Origin of the sequence: Cellulosimicrobium cellulans, from assembly GCF_006539945.1 — a bacterium.
Taxonomy (GTDB): Bacteria; Actinomycetota; Actinomycetes; order Actinomycetales; family Cellulomonadaceae; genus Cellulosimicrobium; species Cellulosimicrobium cellulans.
The window spans coordinates 1-14,949 of the sequence record NZ_BJNZ01000028.1; the positions used below are offsets into that span (position 1 = coordinate 1).

A 14,949-nucleotide genomic window follows, 5' to 3' on the forward strand; every position below is an offset into this window, starting at 1 on the left:
CGGGACGGAGTCCGACGCCGACACGATCCGTGACACCGCGGTGGCCCAGCCCCTCATCGTCGCGTCGTCCCTGGTCGCCCTGCGGACGATCCTCGACGGCCGGGACACCGCGGACGTCGTCGACGTGACCGCGGGCCACTCGGTCGGCGAGCTCGCCGCCGCCGCGGTCGCGGGCGCGCTGACCGACGTCGGCGCCGTCGGGCTCGTCGCGCACCGTGCGCGCGCCATGGCCGCGGCCGCCGCCGCCACGCCCACGGGCATGAGCGCGGTCGTCGGGGGCGACCCCGAGGAGGTCCTCGCCGCGATCGAGGCAGCGCACCTGTGGCCCGCCAACGTCAACGGCGGGGGCCAGGTCGTCGCCGCGGGGGCGCTCGACCACCTCGCCGCGCTCGCCGAGAACCCGCCGGCCAAGGCGCGTGTCATCCCGCTCCAGGTCGCCGGGGCGTTCCACACGCCGTTCATGCAGCCCGCGCTCGAGGAGTTCGAGCCCGTGGCCGCGTCGTGGGACGTCGCCGACCCGCGGCTGCCGTTCCTCTCGAACGCCGACGGCGAGTCCTACGGGACGATCGACATCGAGGGCAGCACGTACGGCAAGGCGCGCGACGTCGTGCGGCGCCTCACCGCGCAGATCGCCGCACCCGTGCGCTGGGACCTGTGCCAGGAGACGCTCGCGGAGCTCGGCGTCACCGCGATCCTCGAGCTCGCGCCCGGCGGCGTCCTCACGGGTCTCGCGCGCCGCACGCTCAAGGGCGTGGAGTCGGTGGCCGTGAAGTCGCCCGACGACGTCGAGGCGGCCCGCGACCTGATCGCCCGCCACTCCGTCGCGTTCGGCGCGGCGAAGACCTCCGTCCCCCCGGGGGACGACGCGTGAGCGGCGTGACGCTGCGCCAGGCCACCGGCCCGGCGCACTCGCGCATCCTCGCGATCGGCGGCGTCCGGGGCGAGAACGTCGTCACGAACGACGACATCGCCGGACCGATCGACTCGTCGGACGAGTGGATCCGCCAGCGCACCGGCATCGTCACGCGCCGCCGCGCCGGAGCCGACGTCGACGTGCTCGACCTGTCCGAGGCGGCGGCGCGCGACGCGCTCGCCCGCGCGGGGCTCCAGGGCGCCGACGTCGACGCCGTCATCGTCTCCACGGTCACGTACTTCCACCAGACGCCCGCGGCCGCCGCCGTGCTCGCCGAGCGCCTGGGCGCCACGCCCGCCGCCGCGTTCGACGTCTCGGCCGCGTGCGCGGGCTACGCCTACGCGATCGCGCAGGCCGACGCGCTCGTGCGCGCCGGCATCGCCACGCACGTGCTCGTGGTCGGCGCGGAGAAGATGAGCGACTTCATCGACCCGACCGACCGGTCGATCTCGTTCCTCCTGGGCGACGGCGCGGGCGCCGCGATCGTCGGCCCCTCGGACACCCCGGGCATCGGTCCCACGGTGTGGGGGTCCGACGGCGGCAAGGCCCAGGCGATCCGCCAGACGCACGCGTGGTCGGACCTGCGCGAGGACCCCTCGCTCGGCTGGCCCACTCTGCGCCAGGACGGGCAGAGCGTGTTCAAGTGGGCCGCGTTCCAGATGGCGCCCGTCGCGGCCAAGGCCATGGCCGAGGCCGGGGTCGCCCCGGGCGACATCGGCGCGTTCGTCCCGCACCAGGCGAACATGCGCATCATCGACCAGATGATCAAGCAGCTCCAGCTCCCCGACACCGTCGCGGTGGCCCGCGACATCGCGGAGACCGGCAACACGTCGGCCGCCTCGATCCCGCTCGCCGCGCGGCGTCTGCTCGACGAGGGCCAGGTCCGCTCCGGCGACCTCGCGCTCCAGATCGGGTTCGGCGCCGGGCTGGTCTACGCGGCGCAGGTGGTCGTCCTGCCGTAGGGGAGAATCACCCTGGACGGACGGCCGCCCTCCCCCCGCGGGAGGACCCACGCCGTCGGCGGACCCGTCCGTCGCACGCACCGTCTACCGCTGTACCGCCCGGCACACCCACCGGGCAACGCCACCGGGACCGGTCGCCGCCGGCCCCACGACAAGGAGAAACCATGGCTTACACCGAGCAGGAAGTCCTCGCCGGCCTCGCGGAGATCGTCGCCGAGGAGACGGGTCTGCCCACCGACGCCGTCGCGCTCGAGAAGTCCTTCACCGACGACCTCGACATCGACTCGCTGTCGATGATGACGATCGTGACGCACGCCGAGGACAAGTTCGGGGTCCGCATCCCGGACGACGAGGTCAAGAACCTCACGACGGTCGGCGACGCCGTGTCCTTCATCACGGGCGCCCAGGCCTGAGCACGCCCCGCCTGCCCCGCAGGCCTGCGGGCGGGTCGGCGTCACCCACGCCGGCCCGCCCGTCCTCCCGCCCCCGCCTCACCCCACCCGAGGAGCACCATGTCCGCCGCTACTGAAGTCGTCGTCACCGGCCTCGGCGCCACCACGCCGCTCGGCGGCGACGTGCCCTCGACCTGGGCCGCGGCGCTCGCCGGCGAGTCCGGCGCCCGCACGCTCGAGAACGACTGGGCGGAGCGCTACGAGATCCCGGTGACGTTCGCCGCGACCCTCAAGGTGAACCCCGCCGAGGTCCTGGCACGACCCGAGATCAAGCGCATGGACCCCTCGACGCAGTACGCCATCATCGCGGCGCGCGAGGCGTGGGCCGACGCGGGCAGCCCCGAGGTCGACGGCGACCGGCTCGGCACGGTCGTGTCGTCCGGGATCGGCGGGATCTGGACCACGCTCGACGGCTGGGACACGCTGCGCGAGCGCGGTGCTCGCCGCATGCTCCCGATGACCGTGCCGATGCTCATGCCCAACTCCCCCACCGCGTACGTGTCGCTCGAGCTCGGCGCCCGTGCGGGCGCCCACGCGCTCGTCTCGGCGTGCGCGTCCGGCGCCGAGGCGATCGGCTACGGCGTCGACATGATCCGCGCGGGCCGCGCGGACATCGTCGTCGCGGGCGGGACCGAGGCGACGATCCACCCCATGCCCATCGCGGCCTTCGCCGCCTCGCGCACGCTCTCGCTGCGCAACGACGACCCGCAGGGCGCGTCGCGCCCCTACGACGTCGACCGGGACGGCTTCGTCATCGGCGAGGGCTCGGGCGTCGTCGTCCTGGAGAGCGCCGAGCACGCCGCCGCACGTGGTGCGCGCGTGTACGCGCGGCTCGCGGGCGTCGGCCTCTCCGCCGACGCCTACCACATCACCTCCCCGGACCCGGAAGGCCGCGGCCAGGTCGCCGCGATGCGCCGCGCGATCGAGGAGGCCGGGGTGACCGGCCGCGACGTCGTGCACGTCAACGCGCACGCGACCTCGACCAAGGTGGGCGACCTCACCGAGACCCGTTCGATCCGCTCGCTCCTGGGCTCCGAGACGGACCACGTGCTCCTCTCGGCCACCAAGTCGATGACCGGCCACCTGCTGGGCGGCGCGGGCGCGCTCGAGTCGATCTTCACCATCAAGGCCGTGGCCGAGCGTCTCGCTCCCCCGACGATCAACGTCGCGAACCCCGACCCGGAGCTCCAGGTGCCGCTCGTGCGTGACACCCCGGCTCCGCTGCCCGAGGGCGACATCGTCGCGGTGAACAACTCGTTCGGGTTCGGCGGCCACAACGTCGCGCTCGCCGTCGCGAGCGTCTGACCAGCCTTTCCGCGAGCCCCGGGGCGACGCCGAGCCGTCGCCCCGGGGCTCTCGTGCGTCCGTGGTCGGACGGTCCGGACGCCGAGGTCTCGGCTCCTGAGATGGACGATCGTCCAGATCGTTGCGATTTCACCCATCCCTTTTGTCCGGGCAAGCCATCCCAAAGCCGGACGCAGTCCCCCGTCCTGCCGCCGCGCGTCGGGTTTCACCCCGCGCCCCATGTCACCCGTCGAGCACGCCTGCGTCCCATCGCCGACCCTGTGGGCGTGATGTGGCGCCTGCCACGTCACACCTCGAGGCAGGCGAGCGGAAGGACAAGGCACGTGACCCGAACGGCGAGACACCTCTCCACCCAGGCACCACCCCGCTGGAGGCGAGCGACGGCGCTCGCGGCCGTCGGGAGCGTCATCGGCGCCCTGACGTTCGCGGGCGGGATCGCGGCGACGGCGGCACCGACCGACGACTCGGAGGGGAGCGGGCAGTTCCTCAGCGGCACCGTGGCCGGGCTCGACCTCGCGACCATCGCGGCGCTCGAGGGGGCCGTGGCCGAGAACCCCTCGGGAGCGAACCCCGTCGTCACGAACCCTCTGGCCGCCTCCGTCTTCCAGTCGCTCGGGATCGACCTGACGGGCACCCTCCAGCTGCTGGGGCCGAACGGGATCCTCCAGCTCGGTGCGGTCAACCAGTACGGCGAGGCGAACGACGACGGCTCGGCACGCGCCGCGTCGGGTGCCGTCTCCGACCAGGGCGCGATCTCCGTCGGCGGCAGCGAGGAGTTCCCGTCCGACGCGCAGCTCAACCTCACGCAGCTCCTCGGCCCCGGCTTCGAGTCGGTCGTCGCGGACCTCGACCTGTCGCTCGGCGCGCTGTCCGCGACCGCGGAGGGGACCGGCGGCACGGCACCGACCGGTGACTACCAGATCGCCGGTGCGACCCTCACCCTCGACAGCCCCGCCGTCTCGGACATCGCCACGACGGTCGACGACGAGGTCGTCCCGCTCGTGGACGGCGCCGTCGGCCAGCTCGTCGGGACCGACGGGCTGCTCGCCCAGGCGCTGAACTCGATCGGCGCGCTCGCCGGCGTCCTGGAGGTCCTCGGCGCCGACCTCGAGCCGACCGTCGCGATCGACGTCGACCTCGACAGCGCGCTGGCGCCCGTGCTCGACCAGGACTTCGGCGACGAGGGCGTCGTGCTCAACGTCGGCGACGGGACCGTCACGGTCGACCTCGACACGATCCTCGGCGGCACCGGGTCGCTCAACGGGTTCGACCCCAACACCGAGGTCCTCGACGACACCGCGATCAACGCGATCCTCGACGGGCTCGGCGCGGCCCTCGACGACCTCACGACGGCACTCGTCGAGGCGGTGAACACGGCCCTGCACGCCGCGAGCCTGACCCTGTCGGTCGAGGCCGTGGTGGACAACCCGATCCCGCTCGCACCCGACCTGCTGAACCTCGACATCAACCTCGACACGACCGTCGGCGACGTGGTCGACGGGGCGGTGGCGCCCGGCGACGCGACCATCACCATCGCGCTCTCGGGCCTGCCGCTCACGCTCCCGCTGGGCGACCTCGTCACCGCGTTGGCCAGTCCGCTCAACACCGTGCTCTTCGCCGACGGGACCGGACTGGTGAGCACGCTCGCCGGCACGATCACGTCGGAGGTCACCGGCCCTGTGCTCACCGCGCTCTCGCCGGTGTTCGAGATCCTCACGGAGGTCGTGAGCCTCGTCGTCAACGTCCAGGAGCCCGAGCCGTCCGTCGCCGACGCGACGTTCACGCAGCGGGCGCTGACCCTGTCGATCCTCGAGGTCGGCACGGGCACGGGACTCGCGGAGCTCCACCTCGCCTCCGCGACCGTCCGTGGTTCGACGGTCGCGGCGCTCACCCCCGCGGTGACCGTCGACCCGTCGACCGTCCCGGCGGGCACCGCGACGACCGTCACCGGCACGGGCTACACCCCGGACGCCACCGTGACGGTCGAGGTGCGAGACACGACCGGCACCGCCGTGGCGACGCTGACGGGGGTCCCGACCGACGGCGACGGCGGCTTCACCACCCCGATCACCGTCCCGGTCGGCACCGCGCCCGGTGACTACGTCGTCGTCGGCATCGACGACTCCACCTCCACCGAGGCCGAGACGCCCCTCACGGTGGAAGCAGCAGCGATCGAACCGGCGATCACCGTCGACCCGACCACCGCGAACCCCGGCGACGAGGTCACCGTCGACGGCACCGGCTACACCCCCGACTCGACCGTCACCGTCGAGATCCGCGACGAGAGCGGCGCCGTCATCGCCACCGTCGAGGACGTCCCGACCGACGGTGAGGGCGGCTTCACCAGCCCGATCACCGTCCCCGCGGGCACCACCCCCGGCGACTACACCGTCGTCGGGATCGACGACACCACCTCCACCGAGGCCGAGACCCCGCTCACCGTGGAGGCAGCACCGATCACCCCCGCGGTGACCGTCGACCCGACGACCGTCCCCGCAGGCACTCCGACGAACGTCACCGGCACCGGGTACACGCCCAACGCCACCGTGACCGTCGAGGTCCGCGACACAGAGGGCACCGTCGCCGCCACCCTGACCGACGTCCCGACCGACGGCGAGGGCGGGTTCACCACACCCATCACCGTCCCGGCCGACACCACACCCGGCGACTACCTCGTCGTCGGCATCGACGACACCACGACGACCGAGGCCGAGACCCCGTTCACCGTGGAGGCGGCTACCATCGAGCCGACCATCACGGTCGACCCGACAACGGCCGTCCCCGGCGACGAGGTCACCGTCGACGGCACCGGCTACACGCCGGACTCGACCGTGACCGTCGAGATCCGCGACGGCTCCGGCACCGTCATCGAGACGGTCGAGGACGTCCCGACAGACGGCGAGGGCAACTTCACCAGCCCGATCACCGTCCCCGAGAGCACCACCCCCGGCGACTACGTCGTCGTCGGGATCGACGACACGACCTCCACCGAGGCCGAGACCCCGCTCACCGTCGAGGCAGCGGCCATCACACCGACGGTGACCGTCGACCCGGCCACGGTCCCGGCCGGAACCCCGACGACCGTCACCGGCACCGGCTATACCCCCGACGCCACCGTCACAGTCGAGGTCCGCGACAGCGAGGGCACCGTCGTCGCCACCCTGACGGACGTGCCGACCGACGGCGAGGGCGGCTTCACCTCGCCCATCACCGTTCCTGCTGACTCCGCACCGGGTGACTACGTCGTCGTCGGCATCGACGACACCACGACGACCGAGGCGGAGACCCCGCTGACCGTCGAGGCGGCTGCCATCGAACCGACCATCACCGTCGACCCGACCACCGCGAACCCCGGCGACGAGGTCACCGTCGACGGCGCGGGCTACACCCCCGACGCCACCGTCACGGTCGAGATCCGCGACGGCTCGGGCACCGTCATCGAGACGGTCGAGGACGTCCCGACCGACGGCGAGGGTGACTTCACCAGCCCGATCACCGTCCCCGCGGACACCACCCCCGGCGACTACACCGTCGTCGGCATCGACGACACGACCGAGACCGAGGCGGAGACCCCGCTCGGCGTCGGTGGCGTCGGGGTGTCGGAGCCGACCGTCACGGTCGACCCGACCACGGCAAACCCCGGCGACGAGGTCACCGTGACCGGCGAGGGCTGGCCGCCGAGCACCACGGTCACGGTCGTCCTCGTCGACGAGGACGGCGACGTCGTCGCGACGGTCGACGTGGAGACCGACGAGGAGGGGAGCTTCACCACCCCGGTCACGGTGCCCGACGACGCGGCGCCGGGCGACTACACCGTGCACGCGTCCGACGACACCGGGAACGAGGCGGAGGCACCGCTGACGATCGTCGACACCGGTGACCGTGCCCTGGTCTCGTCGTTCGCCACCCCTCGCGTGCTGCGCGGGGCGGAGCAGACCTTCGTCGCGTCGGGCTTCGAGCCGGGCGAGTCGGTCCAGGCCGTCATCAACTCGGAGCCGCTGATCCTGCCGGCGGCGACCGCCGACGCGAGCGGTCAGGTCAGCTGGACGTTCGTCGTCCCGGCGGACTTCGAGGTCGGCCCGCACACCGGTACCGCGACGAGCGTCTCGGTCGGGGACTCCACGGTCGCATCGTTCGAGGTCTACCTCACCTCCACCACGGGTGACGGTGATGGCCCGGGCGGTTCCGGCAGCGGCTCGGGCGGCGCGGGGTCCGGCAGCGACGGCAGCAGCAACGGTTCGGGCTACCTCGCCCGGACCGGCACCGACGACCTGGGCCTGTTCCTGGTCGCCGCGCTCCTGCTGGTCGCCGTCGGCGCCGGCGTCCGGCTCCGCGCGCACCACGCGCGCCGAGCGAGCTAGGCGCACCACGAATGAGGGCGCCTGCCGGGAGATCCCGGCAGGCGCCCTCCGTCGTGTCGTGGTGCAGGCGGCGCGCGGCGTCAGCCGACGCGGTGGAGCCAGCGCACCGGGGCGCCGGCCCCGGCGTAGCGGAACGGCTCGAGCTCGTCGTCCCACGCCTTGCCGAGCGCGAGGTGCAGCGCGTCGCGCATGGCCCACGGCTCGCTCACCTGCTCCAGGGCGGCGCGGATGCGGTCCTCCGGGACGACGATGTTGCCGTGCACGTCGGTCTGCGCGTAGAAGATGCCGAGGTCGGGCGTGTGGGACCACCGGCCGCCGTCGACGCCGTGGCTGGGCTCCTCGGTGACCTCGTAGCGCAGGTGGGACCAGCCGCGCAGCGCGGAGGCGAGCTTGGCGCCCGTCCCCTGCGCGCCCTGCCACGAGTACTCGGCCCGGTACAGGCCGCGCGCGGCGGGCTGCTCGGTCCAGTCGAGCGACACGCGCACGCCCAGGACGTTGCCCGCGGCCCACTCCATGTGCGGGCACAGAGCACGCGGTGCTGAGTGCACGTAAAGAACACCGCGGGTGATGGCACCGGCCATGTCTGCCTCCCTAGGTCGAGGTTGCGTCTTCCCCAACGTCCTCACCGAGGGTGGTGTCACAGCACGTCACACGTTCGTCGCGGCGTGTCTCGTGCCCATCTTGCACGACATCGCGCGTTCGCGCGAGAGATTCGCCGGGCGTGCCCGCCCGCGCTCAGGCGACGCGCGTCGTCACAGGTGGGCGCGCAGCTCCCGCATCGCCTTCTTGCGCACGGAGCGGTCGAGGCGGTCGAGGTAGAGCATGCCGTCCAGGTGGTCGCACTCGTGCTGGAGGCAGCGGGCCATGAGCTCGGTGCCCTCCACGACGACCTCGTTGCCGTCGAGGTCCGTCCCCACGACGCGCGCGTACCAGGCGCGTCGCGTCGGGTACCAGAGGTTGGGCACGGAGAGGCAGCCCTCGTCGCCGTCCTGGTAGTCGTCGGAGAGCTCGACGATGCGCGGGTTGAGCACGTACCCGATCTCGTCGTCGATGTTCCAGGAGAACGCCCGGAGGTTCACGCCGATCTGGTTGGCGGCGAGGCCCGCGCGGCCCTCGTGGTCGACGGTCTCGACGAGGTCCGTGACGAGCGAGCGCACGCGGTCGTCGATGGTGGTGATCTCGTCGCAGGGGGTGCGGAGCACGGGGTCCGGGATGGTCCGGATCTCTCTCATCGCCATGGTCGCCATTCTTCCATGCGCGCGCGGACGGGCGGCCGGCCTCACGGCCGGCGCGCCTGTCCACCGCGTCACATGCGGGCGTACCGGGCGCGGGCGAAGGAGTAGAGCCCGTACGCGGCGAAGCCGAGCCCGACCGCGACGAGCAGCACCGCGCCGAACGGCTGGGCCGCGAGGGTCGCGAACGCGGTGTCGAGCCCGCCCGCCTGCTCCGGGTCGTGCTGCACGGCGGCCACGACGAAGAGCGCGCCGAGCACGCCGAGCGCGATGCCCTTGGCGATGTAGCCGACCCGGCCGAGCGTCACGACGGCGCGACCGACGTTCCCACCCGTGCCGCCCTCGAGGTCCTCGAGGAACTTTTTCCGCCAGCCCTTGACCACGTGGTAGACCCCGGCGGCGACGATCCCGACGCCGACCGCACCCACGAGGAGGACGCCGCCCGGCTTCTGCATGAGCGTCGCCGTCATGCTCTCCTCCTGGCCGGATCCGCCCGCCGACCCGTTCACGACCTGCACGGCGAGCACCCCGAGCGCGAGGTAGAGGACCGCCTTGCCGGCGGCCTTCAGGCGGTCGGACGTCTCGGCGGCGCCGCTCACCGCCACGGTGAGCTGCCACAGCGCGAGCGCGGCGAACGCCACGACGGAGAACCAGAGCAGGACGGTGCCGCCCGGCGTCTGCGCGATGGCGGTCAGAGCGCCGGTCTGGTCCGCCTGCTCGCTCGACGCCGCGCCCGTCGCCACCTGGACCGCGAGGACGCCCACCACGAGGTGGAGCACACCGCTGACCGCGTACCCGGCACGTGCCAGGAGCTCGAGCATCCTGCTGCCCCGTGCGCCTCGCGCTGCCGCCTTGCCCGTCGAGCTGATGCTCGGTGCCACTGGACCTCCTCGGTCGTCGGGACGCCGCCCCCAGCGCCGCCGGGTTCTCCGGCCCGGACACGGTGCCAGCCCTGCGCCGTGCACGCACGTCGAACGGCACTCCCAGGTTCTTCAGATCACGGTTTGGTAACGTGCCTCGGATGCCCTCGACGACTCCACGCCTCGCGGTGCTCGACGGACTCCGGTTCGCGGCCGCCGCGGCGGTGCTCGTGTACCACTTCGTCGCCGTCAACCACCACGCGTGGGGCGAGCGGACGAGCGACTCCCTGCCGGGCGCGCAGGGCGTCGCCGCCTACGGCTCCTTCGGCGTCCAGCTCTTCTTCGTCGTGTCCGGGTTCGTCATCCTCATGACCGCGTGGGGACGGGACGTGCGCGGCTTCGTCGCCTCGCGCGCCGGCCGGCTGTTCCCCGCGTACTGGGCGGCGGTCATCCTCACCCTGCTGCTGCTCGTCCTCGTGATCCCCGGGCGCCGTGACGTCGACCTCCCCGAGGCGGCGGCCAACCTCACCATGGTCCAGCGCGCGTTCGGGATCCCTGACCTGGAGGCCGTCTACTGGACGCTCTGGTCGGAGCTGCGGTTCTACGTGCTCGTCGGCGTGCTCGTCGCCGTCGGGCTCACCCGCGGACGGGTGCTCGCGTTCGTCGTGCTGTGGCCCGTCGCGGGGGCGATCGCCACGCAGACGGGCTCCGAGCTCGTCGCCACCGTCCTCGTCGCGCCCGACGCCCCGCTCTTCGCCGGCGGGATGGTGCTCTACCTTCTCACGCGCGAGCGCCGCTCGCCGGTCCTGTGGTTGGCGCTCGCGCTCGACGTGGTGCTCGCGGCAGCCGTCTCGGGCAGGATCCAGGCGGCCCGCATCGAGAACAGCACCGACGTCGTCGTGTCCCCCACCGTGTGGTGGGTCGCGATCGTCCTCTGCTTCGCCGTCGTCGCCGCCGCGACACTCACCCCGCTCGCCCGGATCTCCTGGGGCTGGCTCACCGCGCTCGGCGCCCTGACGTACCCGCTCTACCTCGTGCACTCGTCGTGGGGGCGGTGGGTGATCGAGTCGGTGCACCCGTACCTGTCCCGGGCAGCGACGCTGACCGTGGCCGTCGCCGTGTGCCTGGTGCTCGCCTGGGTGATCCACCGCGCCGTCGAACGCCCGCTCGGCCCGCGGCTGCGCCGCGCCCTCGACCGCGACCTCCGACGCGACGCCGGCCCCGCGGGCCGCGCCCTGGCGCGTCAGGACGGACCGGTCGCGGCCAGGTAGTCGCGCAGCACGACCGCCTGGTTGTGCTCCTCGTCCTTCGCCCCGTACACGAGCGTCACCACGGGATGCTGCCCGACGACGTCCCGCAGCTCTCCCACGGCCTCGCCGTTCGCGTCCAGCTCGGCCCGGTACCGCTCGGCGAACTCGTCGAACAGCGGCTCCTCGTGGTGGAACCAGCGCCGCAGCTCCGTGGACGGCGCGACCTCCTTGAGCCACAGGTCCACGCGTGCCTTCTCCTTGGTCTCCCCGCGCGGCCACAGCCGGTCGACGAGCACGCGGAACCCGTCACCCTCCTCGACCGGCGCGTACACCCGCTTGATCCGTACCGTCATGGGGCCATGACACCGCGCGGTGCCGCGCACCGCATCCGCACGGTGGACGCGGACGTGGGCGTGGGCGAGCAGCCCGGTGGTGCCCCGTGCAGGACTTGAACCCGCGACCGAGAGATTATGAGTCTCCTGCTCTGACCAGCTGAGCTAACGGGGCGCGCGGGCGAGCATACCGCCCGTCCGGCGGGCCGACCCGGAGCGGCTACGGTGGGGTCGTGTCCTGGTTTCGCCGTCCCAGCCTGCCCGACCCGGTCCGCCGCGCGCTCGACGTCCCGGCGGACGACCGCGTGCTCGCCTCGGCAGAGCTGACCGACGGCTCGTGGGCGGTCGCGACGCGCACCGAGCTCCTCACGAGCGACGCCGCGGGCGGGACGGTCGCGCGACGCCCGTGGTCGGACGTCGACCGTGCGGGGTACGCGCCGGAGACCGCCACGATCACGGTCTCGTGGGTCGACGGCGGCGCTCCCCTGGTTCTCCACCTCGCCGACGCGCGCCGCACGTCGCTCGCCCAGACGCTGCGCGAGCGTGTGCAGTCGTCGGTGGTCCTGTCGGAGACCGTGACGTTCGCCGCAGGGCTCACCGCGCGGGTCGCGGTGCGGCGCGACGGCGACGGCGAGCTCTTCTCGCAGGTGGTCGCCGACCCCGGTGTCGACCTGACCGACCCGGAGGTGACGGCCCGGGTGGACGCTGCGGAGGGCAGGGTCCGGTCGGCGTCCGGACTACCCCTCTGAGCCTGCTAGAGTTTTCCCCGGCCGACACGGTGCAGACCGGGTCAGCCATGATCGATCCCGCGTAGCTCAGCTGGCAGAGCATCCGACTGTTAATCGGACGGTCGTAGGTTCAAGTCCTACCGCGGGAGCCACCAGGCCCGGAACCTCGACGGTTCCGGGCCTTGCTGGTTCTGTTGCACGGTGCCGACCCCGCGGAAACCCAGCGCCAACGCTGGTACCTCAGCCGTAGATCGGGTCGGTGGGCAGCGTCAGCTGCCGTGAGGGGCGCCCGTCTCGCCGTGCTTGCCGTGCCTTTCGACGCGATCATGAAGGTCCGCACGGGCCGTGCGCGCACGGCCCCGCCTCGACCGCTCCGCTCGGCCGACACCATCACGACGATGCGCGAAGCACGAGAGGACGAGGACTGTGGCAACAGCAGAAGAACAGGCAGCCTACCGGCGTGCGCTCGACGAGGCCGAGCAGCGGCTCGGATTCCGCCTGGAGACCTTCCTCGAAGCCACCCCGGGCGAACCGGACAACGCCGCCGACTTCAAACGGATCGCCACGGTGCATGCCTTTGGGGACTCCTGGCCCCGGACGCAGTACCTGGACACCAGGACGCGAGCTCTGATCTCCGTCACGATCGCCGCGGCCCTCGGTGTGCACGAGCCATTGCGGGGGCAGATACGCATCGCGCTCAACAGCGGTGCGACGCCCGAGGAGATCGTCGAGCTGTTCATTCATCTCGAGGCCTACGCCGGAGCCGCTCGAGCGTTCGATGGCTACACCATCGCAGCCGAGGTCTTCGCGGAGAGAGCGGGCTGACCGCCCTGCCCGTGCCTGGTTCGCTGTCGACGCTCGACACGGCTTGTCCTCGTCGGTAACCGGTGCAGGTGACAGGAGTGGGCCCCCCTACCGGTGTCCTGAGCCAGGACACAAACGCGGGAGCCTGCACCGGGCCCGACCGCAGCAGCGGACCGGGGCCTGAGTCGTTCCCCGGCCCGTCGCGAACCGCCCGGTCCTCCCTCGCGCCGCGCCAGATCTCCGGCATCCGGGGAATACTCGACCGTTGCCCGGGGCTTTCGTCTCCTGTGACCACGACGTCCCCCGCCGGGATCGGCCTGCGCTCCGAGCGCGGCCCCGTCCTCCTCGCCCTCATGCTGTCGACGGCCCTCGTCGCGCTCGACGCGACGATCATCGCGACGGCGTCGGCGACGATCGCGCGCGAGCTCGGCGGGTTCGCGCAGCTCCCCTGGCTGTTCTCGAGCTACCTGCTCGCCCAGGCGGTCGGGACGCCGGTCTTCGGCAGGCTGTCCGACGTCCTCGGCCGCGAGCGCCTCATGCTGGCGGGGGTCGCTCTCTTCTTCCTCGGGTCCGTGCTGTGCGGGTTCGCGTGGTCGATGCCCGCGCTCGTCGCCGGGCGCGTGCTCCAGGGCCTCGGTGCCGGTGCGGTCATGCCCGTCTCCCAGACGATCGCCGCGGACATCTACACGCTCGAGGAACGCGCGAAGGCGCAGGGCTACCTCGCGTCGGTGTGGGCGATCTCGTCCGTCGTCGGCCCGACGCTCGGCGGCGTGTTCTCCGAGTTCGTGAGCTGGCGGTGGATCTTCTTCGTCAACGTGCCCCTGTGCGCGCTGGCCGCGTGGATGCTGCACCGCCGGTACCACGAGACACCGCGCGAGGGCGCGCGCGAGCCCATCGACTACGTCGGTGCCGCGCTCCTCACCGCGGGCAGCACGTTGCTGCTGCTCGGGCTGCTCGAGGGAGGGTCCACGTGGGCGTGGGCCTCCCCCGCGTCGCTCGCGGTCCTCGGCGCCGCGGTCCTCCTGCTCGGCGTCTTCGCGGCGCACGCGCTATCCCGTGGTCGACCTCGCGATCCTGCGCCGGCGCGTCGTCGGGGTCTCGACGGCCGTCTCGCTCCTCGTCGGCGTGATCGTCCTCGCGTTGTCCACGTACGTGCCGATCTACGCCCAGGGCGTCCTCGGCGTCGGTCCGCTCGTGGCGGGTTTCGCGCTCGCGGCGATGACGGTCGGCTGGCCGATCTCCGCCTCGAACGCCGGGCGCCTCTACCTGCGGATCGGGTTCCGGTGGACCGCCGTCATCGGGTCGGCGCTCGTCCTCGCCGGCACCTCGCTCACGCTCCTGCTCGGCACGTCGTCGTCGGTCTTCGCGCTCGCCGCGACGACGTTCGTCGTCGGCGTCGGGATGGGGCTGACCGCCGTCCCGACGCTCATCGCCGCCCAGTCGTCGGCCGCCTTCACGGAACGCGGCGCCGTGACCGGCACCAACATGTTCGCGCGGTCGCTGGGCTCGGCCGTCGGCGTCGCGGTCTGCGGCGCGATCATCAACGCCCGCACGACGCTCGGCGCCGACGGCACCCCCGAGGGCCCGGGCCTCATGGCCGCGATCCACGTCGTGTTCGTCCTGCTCGCGGCGAGCGCCGCGGTTCTCGTCGTCCTCGCGGCCCTCATGCCGCCGGACCGTCAGGCCGCGCGCGACCGCCGGGCGGCGACGGCCGCCGCGACCGCGGATGCGACGGACTGACCTCCCGGAC

The 14,949-nt window shown here is 72.9% G+C and carries 12 protein-coding genes, 2 tRNA genes and 1 pseudogene; 10 read left to right on the forward strand and 5 right to left on the reverse strand.

Translation table 11 applies throughout. From position 1 onward, the window contains the following. From CCE02nite_RS16805 to CCE02nite_RS16825, 5 genes are all read left to right on the forward strand, one after another. Positions 1-871 (forward strand): ACP S-malonyltransferase (locus CCE02nite_RS16805; RefSeq protein WP_141390770.1); only part of this gene is annotated, 871 nt, incomplete at its 5' end. Then, positions 868-1,875 (forward strand): beta-ketoacyl-ACP synthase III, encoded by a 1,008-nt coding sequence (locus CCE02nite_RS16810; RefSeq protein WP_141390771.1) that lies wholly within the window; start codon positions 868-870, stop codon positions 1,873-1,875. The genes CCE02nite_RS16805 and CCE02nite_RS16810, both read left to right, overlap by 4 nt. A gap of 164 nt (positions 1,876-2,039) precedes the next feature. Beyond that, positions 2,040-2,288: an acyl carrier protein gene (locus CCE02nite_RS16815; RefSeq protein ID WP_021482065.1), complete on the forward strand. Its 249-nt coding sequence runs from the start codon at positions 2,040-2,042 to the stop codon at positions 2,286-2,288. A 99-nt stretch (positions 2,289-2,387) separates the two neighbouring features. Further along, positions 2,388-3,632, forward strand: a complete 1,245-nt coding sequence (locus CCE02nite_RS16820; RefSeq protein ID WP_141390772.1) for a beta-ketoacyl-[acyl-carrier-protein] synthase family protein — start codon at positions 2,388-2,390, stop codon at positions 3,630-3,632. Positions 3,633-3,955: 323 nt separating this feature from the next. Continuing rightward, positions 3,956-7,993 (forward strand): choice-of-anchor G family protein, encoded by a 4,038-nt coding sequence (locus CCE02nite_RS16825; protein WP_170227361.1) that lies wholly within the window; start codon positions 3,956-3,958, stop codon positions 7,991-7,993. Positions 7,994-8,073: 80 nt separating this feature from the next. Here the strand turns inward: CCE02nite_RS16825 and CCE02nite_RS16830 are convergent, their stop codons facing one another. The 3 genes from CCE02nite_RS16830 to CCE02nite_RS16840 all read right to left on the reverse strand — a co-directional run bounded on the left by CCE02nite_RS16830 (position 8,074) and on the right by CCE02nite_RS16840 (position 10,106). Further along, a complete protein-coding gene (locus CCE02nite_RS16830) occupies positions 8,074-8,574 on the reverse strand; it encodes a DUF3145 domain-containing protein (protein WP_141390774.1) in 501 nt (166 codons plus the stop codon). A 171-nt stretch (positions 8,575-8,745) separates the two neighbouring features. Continuing rightward, a complete protein-coding gene (def, locus tag CCE02nite_RS16835) occupies positions 8,746-9,231 on the reverse strand; it encodes a peptide deformylase (RefSeq protein WP_141390775.1) in 486 nt (161 codons plus the stop codon). Between the two features lie 68 nt (positions 9,232-9,299). Then, positions 9,300-10,106, reverse strand: coding sequence for a DUF1206 domain-containing protein (locus CCE02nite_RS16840; protein ID WP_255318927.1), 807 nt, complete (start codon positions 10,104-10,106; stop codon positions 9,300-9,302). A gap of 140 nt (positions 10,107-10,246) precedes the next feature. On the opposite strand from CCE02nite_RS16840, the gene CCE02nite_RS16845 reads away from it, so the two are divergent. Continuing rightward, a complete protein-coding gene (locus CCE02nite_RS16845; protein ID WP_141390776.1) occupies positions 10,247-11,356 on the forward strand; it encodes an acyltransferase family protein in 1,110 nt (369 codons plus the stop codon). Here the strand turns inward: CCE02nite_RS16845 and CCE02nite_RS16850 are convergent. Together CCE02nite_RS16850 and CCE02nite_RS16855 are read right to left on the reverse strand one after the other, a co-directional pair. Next, positions 11,329-11,688, reverse strand: coding sequence for a DUF488 domain-containing protein (locus CCE02nite_RS16850; protein WP_141390777.1), 360 nt, complete (start codon positions 11,686-11,688; stop codon positions 11,329-11,331). The genes CCE02nite_RS16845 and CCE02nite_RS16850 overlap by 28 nt on opposite strands. A gap of 77 nt (positions 11,689-11,765) precedes the next feature. Next, positions 11,766-11,842, reverse strand: a tRNA-Ile gene (locus CCE02nite_RS16855). A 58-nt stretch (positions 11,843-11,900) separates the two neighbouring features. Between CCE02nite_RS16855 and CCE02nite_RS20560 the strand changes: the two genes are divergently transcribed. From CCE02nite_RS20560 to CCE02nite_RS21315, 4 genes and pseudogenes are all read left to right on the forward strand, one after another. Continuing rightward, positions 11,901-12,416 (forward strand): hypothetical protein, encoded by a 516-nt coding sequence (locus CCE02nite_RS20560; RefSeq protein ID WP_170227362.1) that lies wholly within the window; start codon positions 11,901-11,903, stop codon positions 12,414-12,416. Positions 12,417-12,471: 55 nt separating this feature from the next. Beyond that, positions 12,472-12,547, forward strand: a tRNA-Asn gene (locus CCE02nite_RS16865). Positions 12,548-12,821: 274 nt separating this feature from the next. Further along, positions 12,822-13,220 carry a carboxymuconolactone decarboxylase family protein gene (locus CCE02nite_RS16870; protein WP_141390778.1) on the forward strand — a complete coding sequence of 133 codons (399 nt, stop codon included), beginning with the start codon at positions 12,822-12,824 and terminating at the stop codon, positions 13,218-13,220. Between the two features lie 266 nt (positions 13,221-13,486). Then, positions 13,487-14,939 (forward strand): annotated as a pseudogene (locus CCE02nite_RS21315) (MDR family MFS transporter). Positions 14,940-14,949 lie beyond the last annotated feature (10 nt).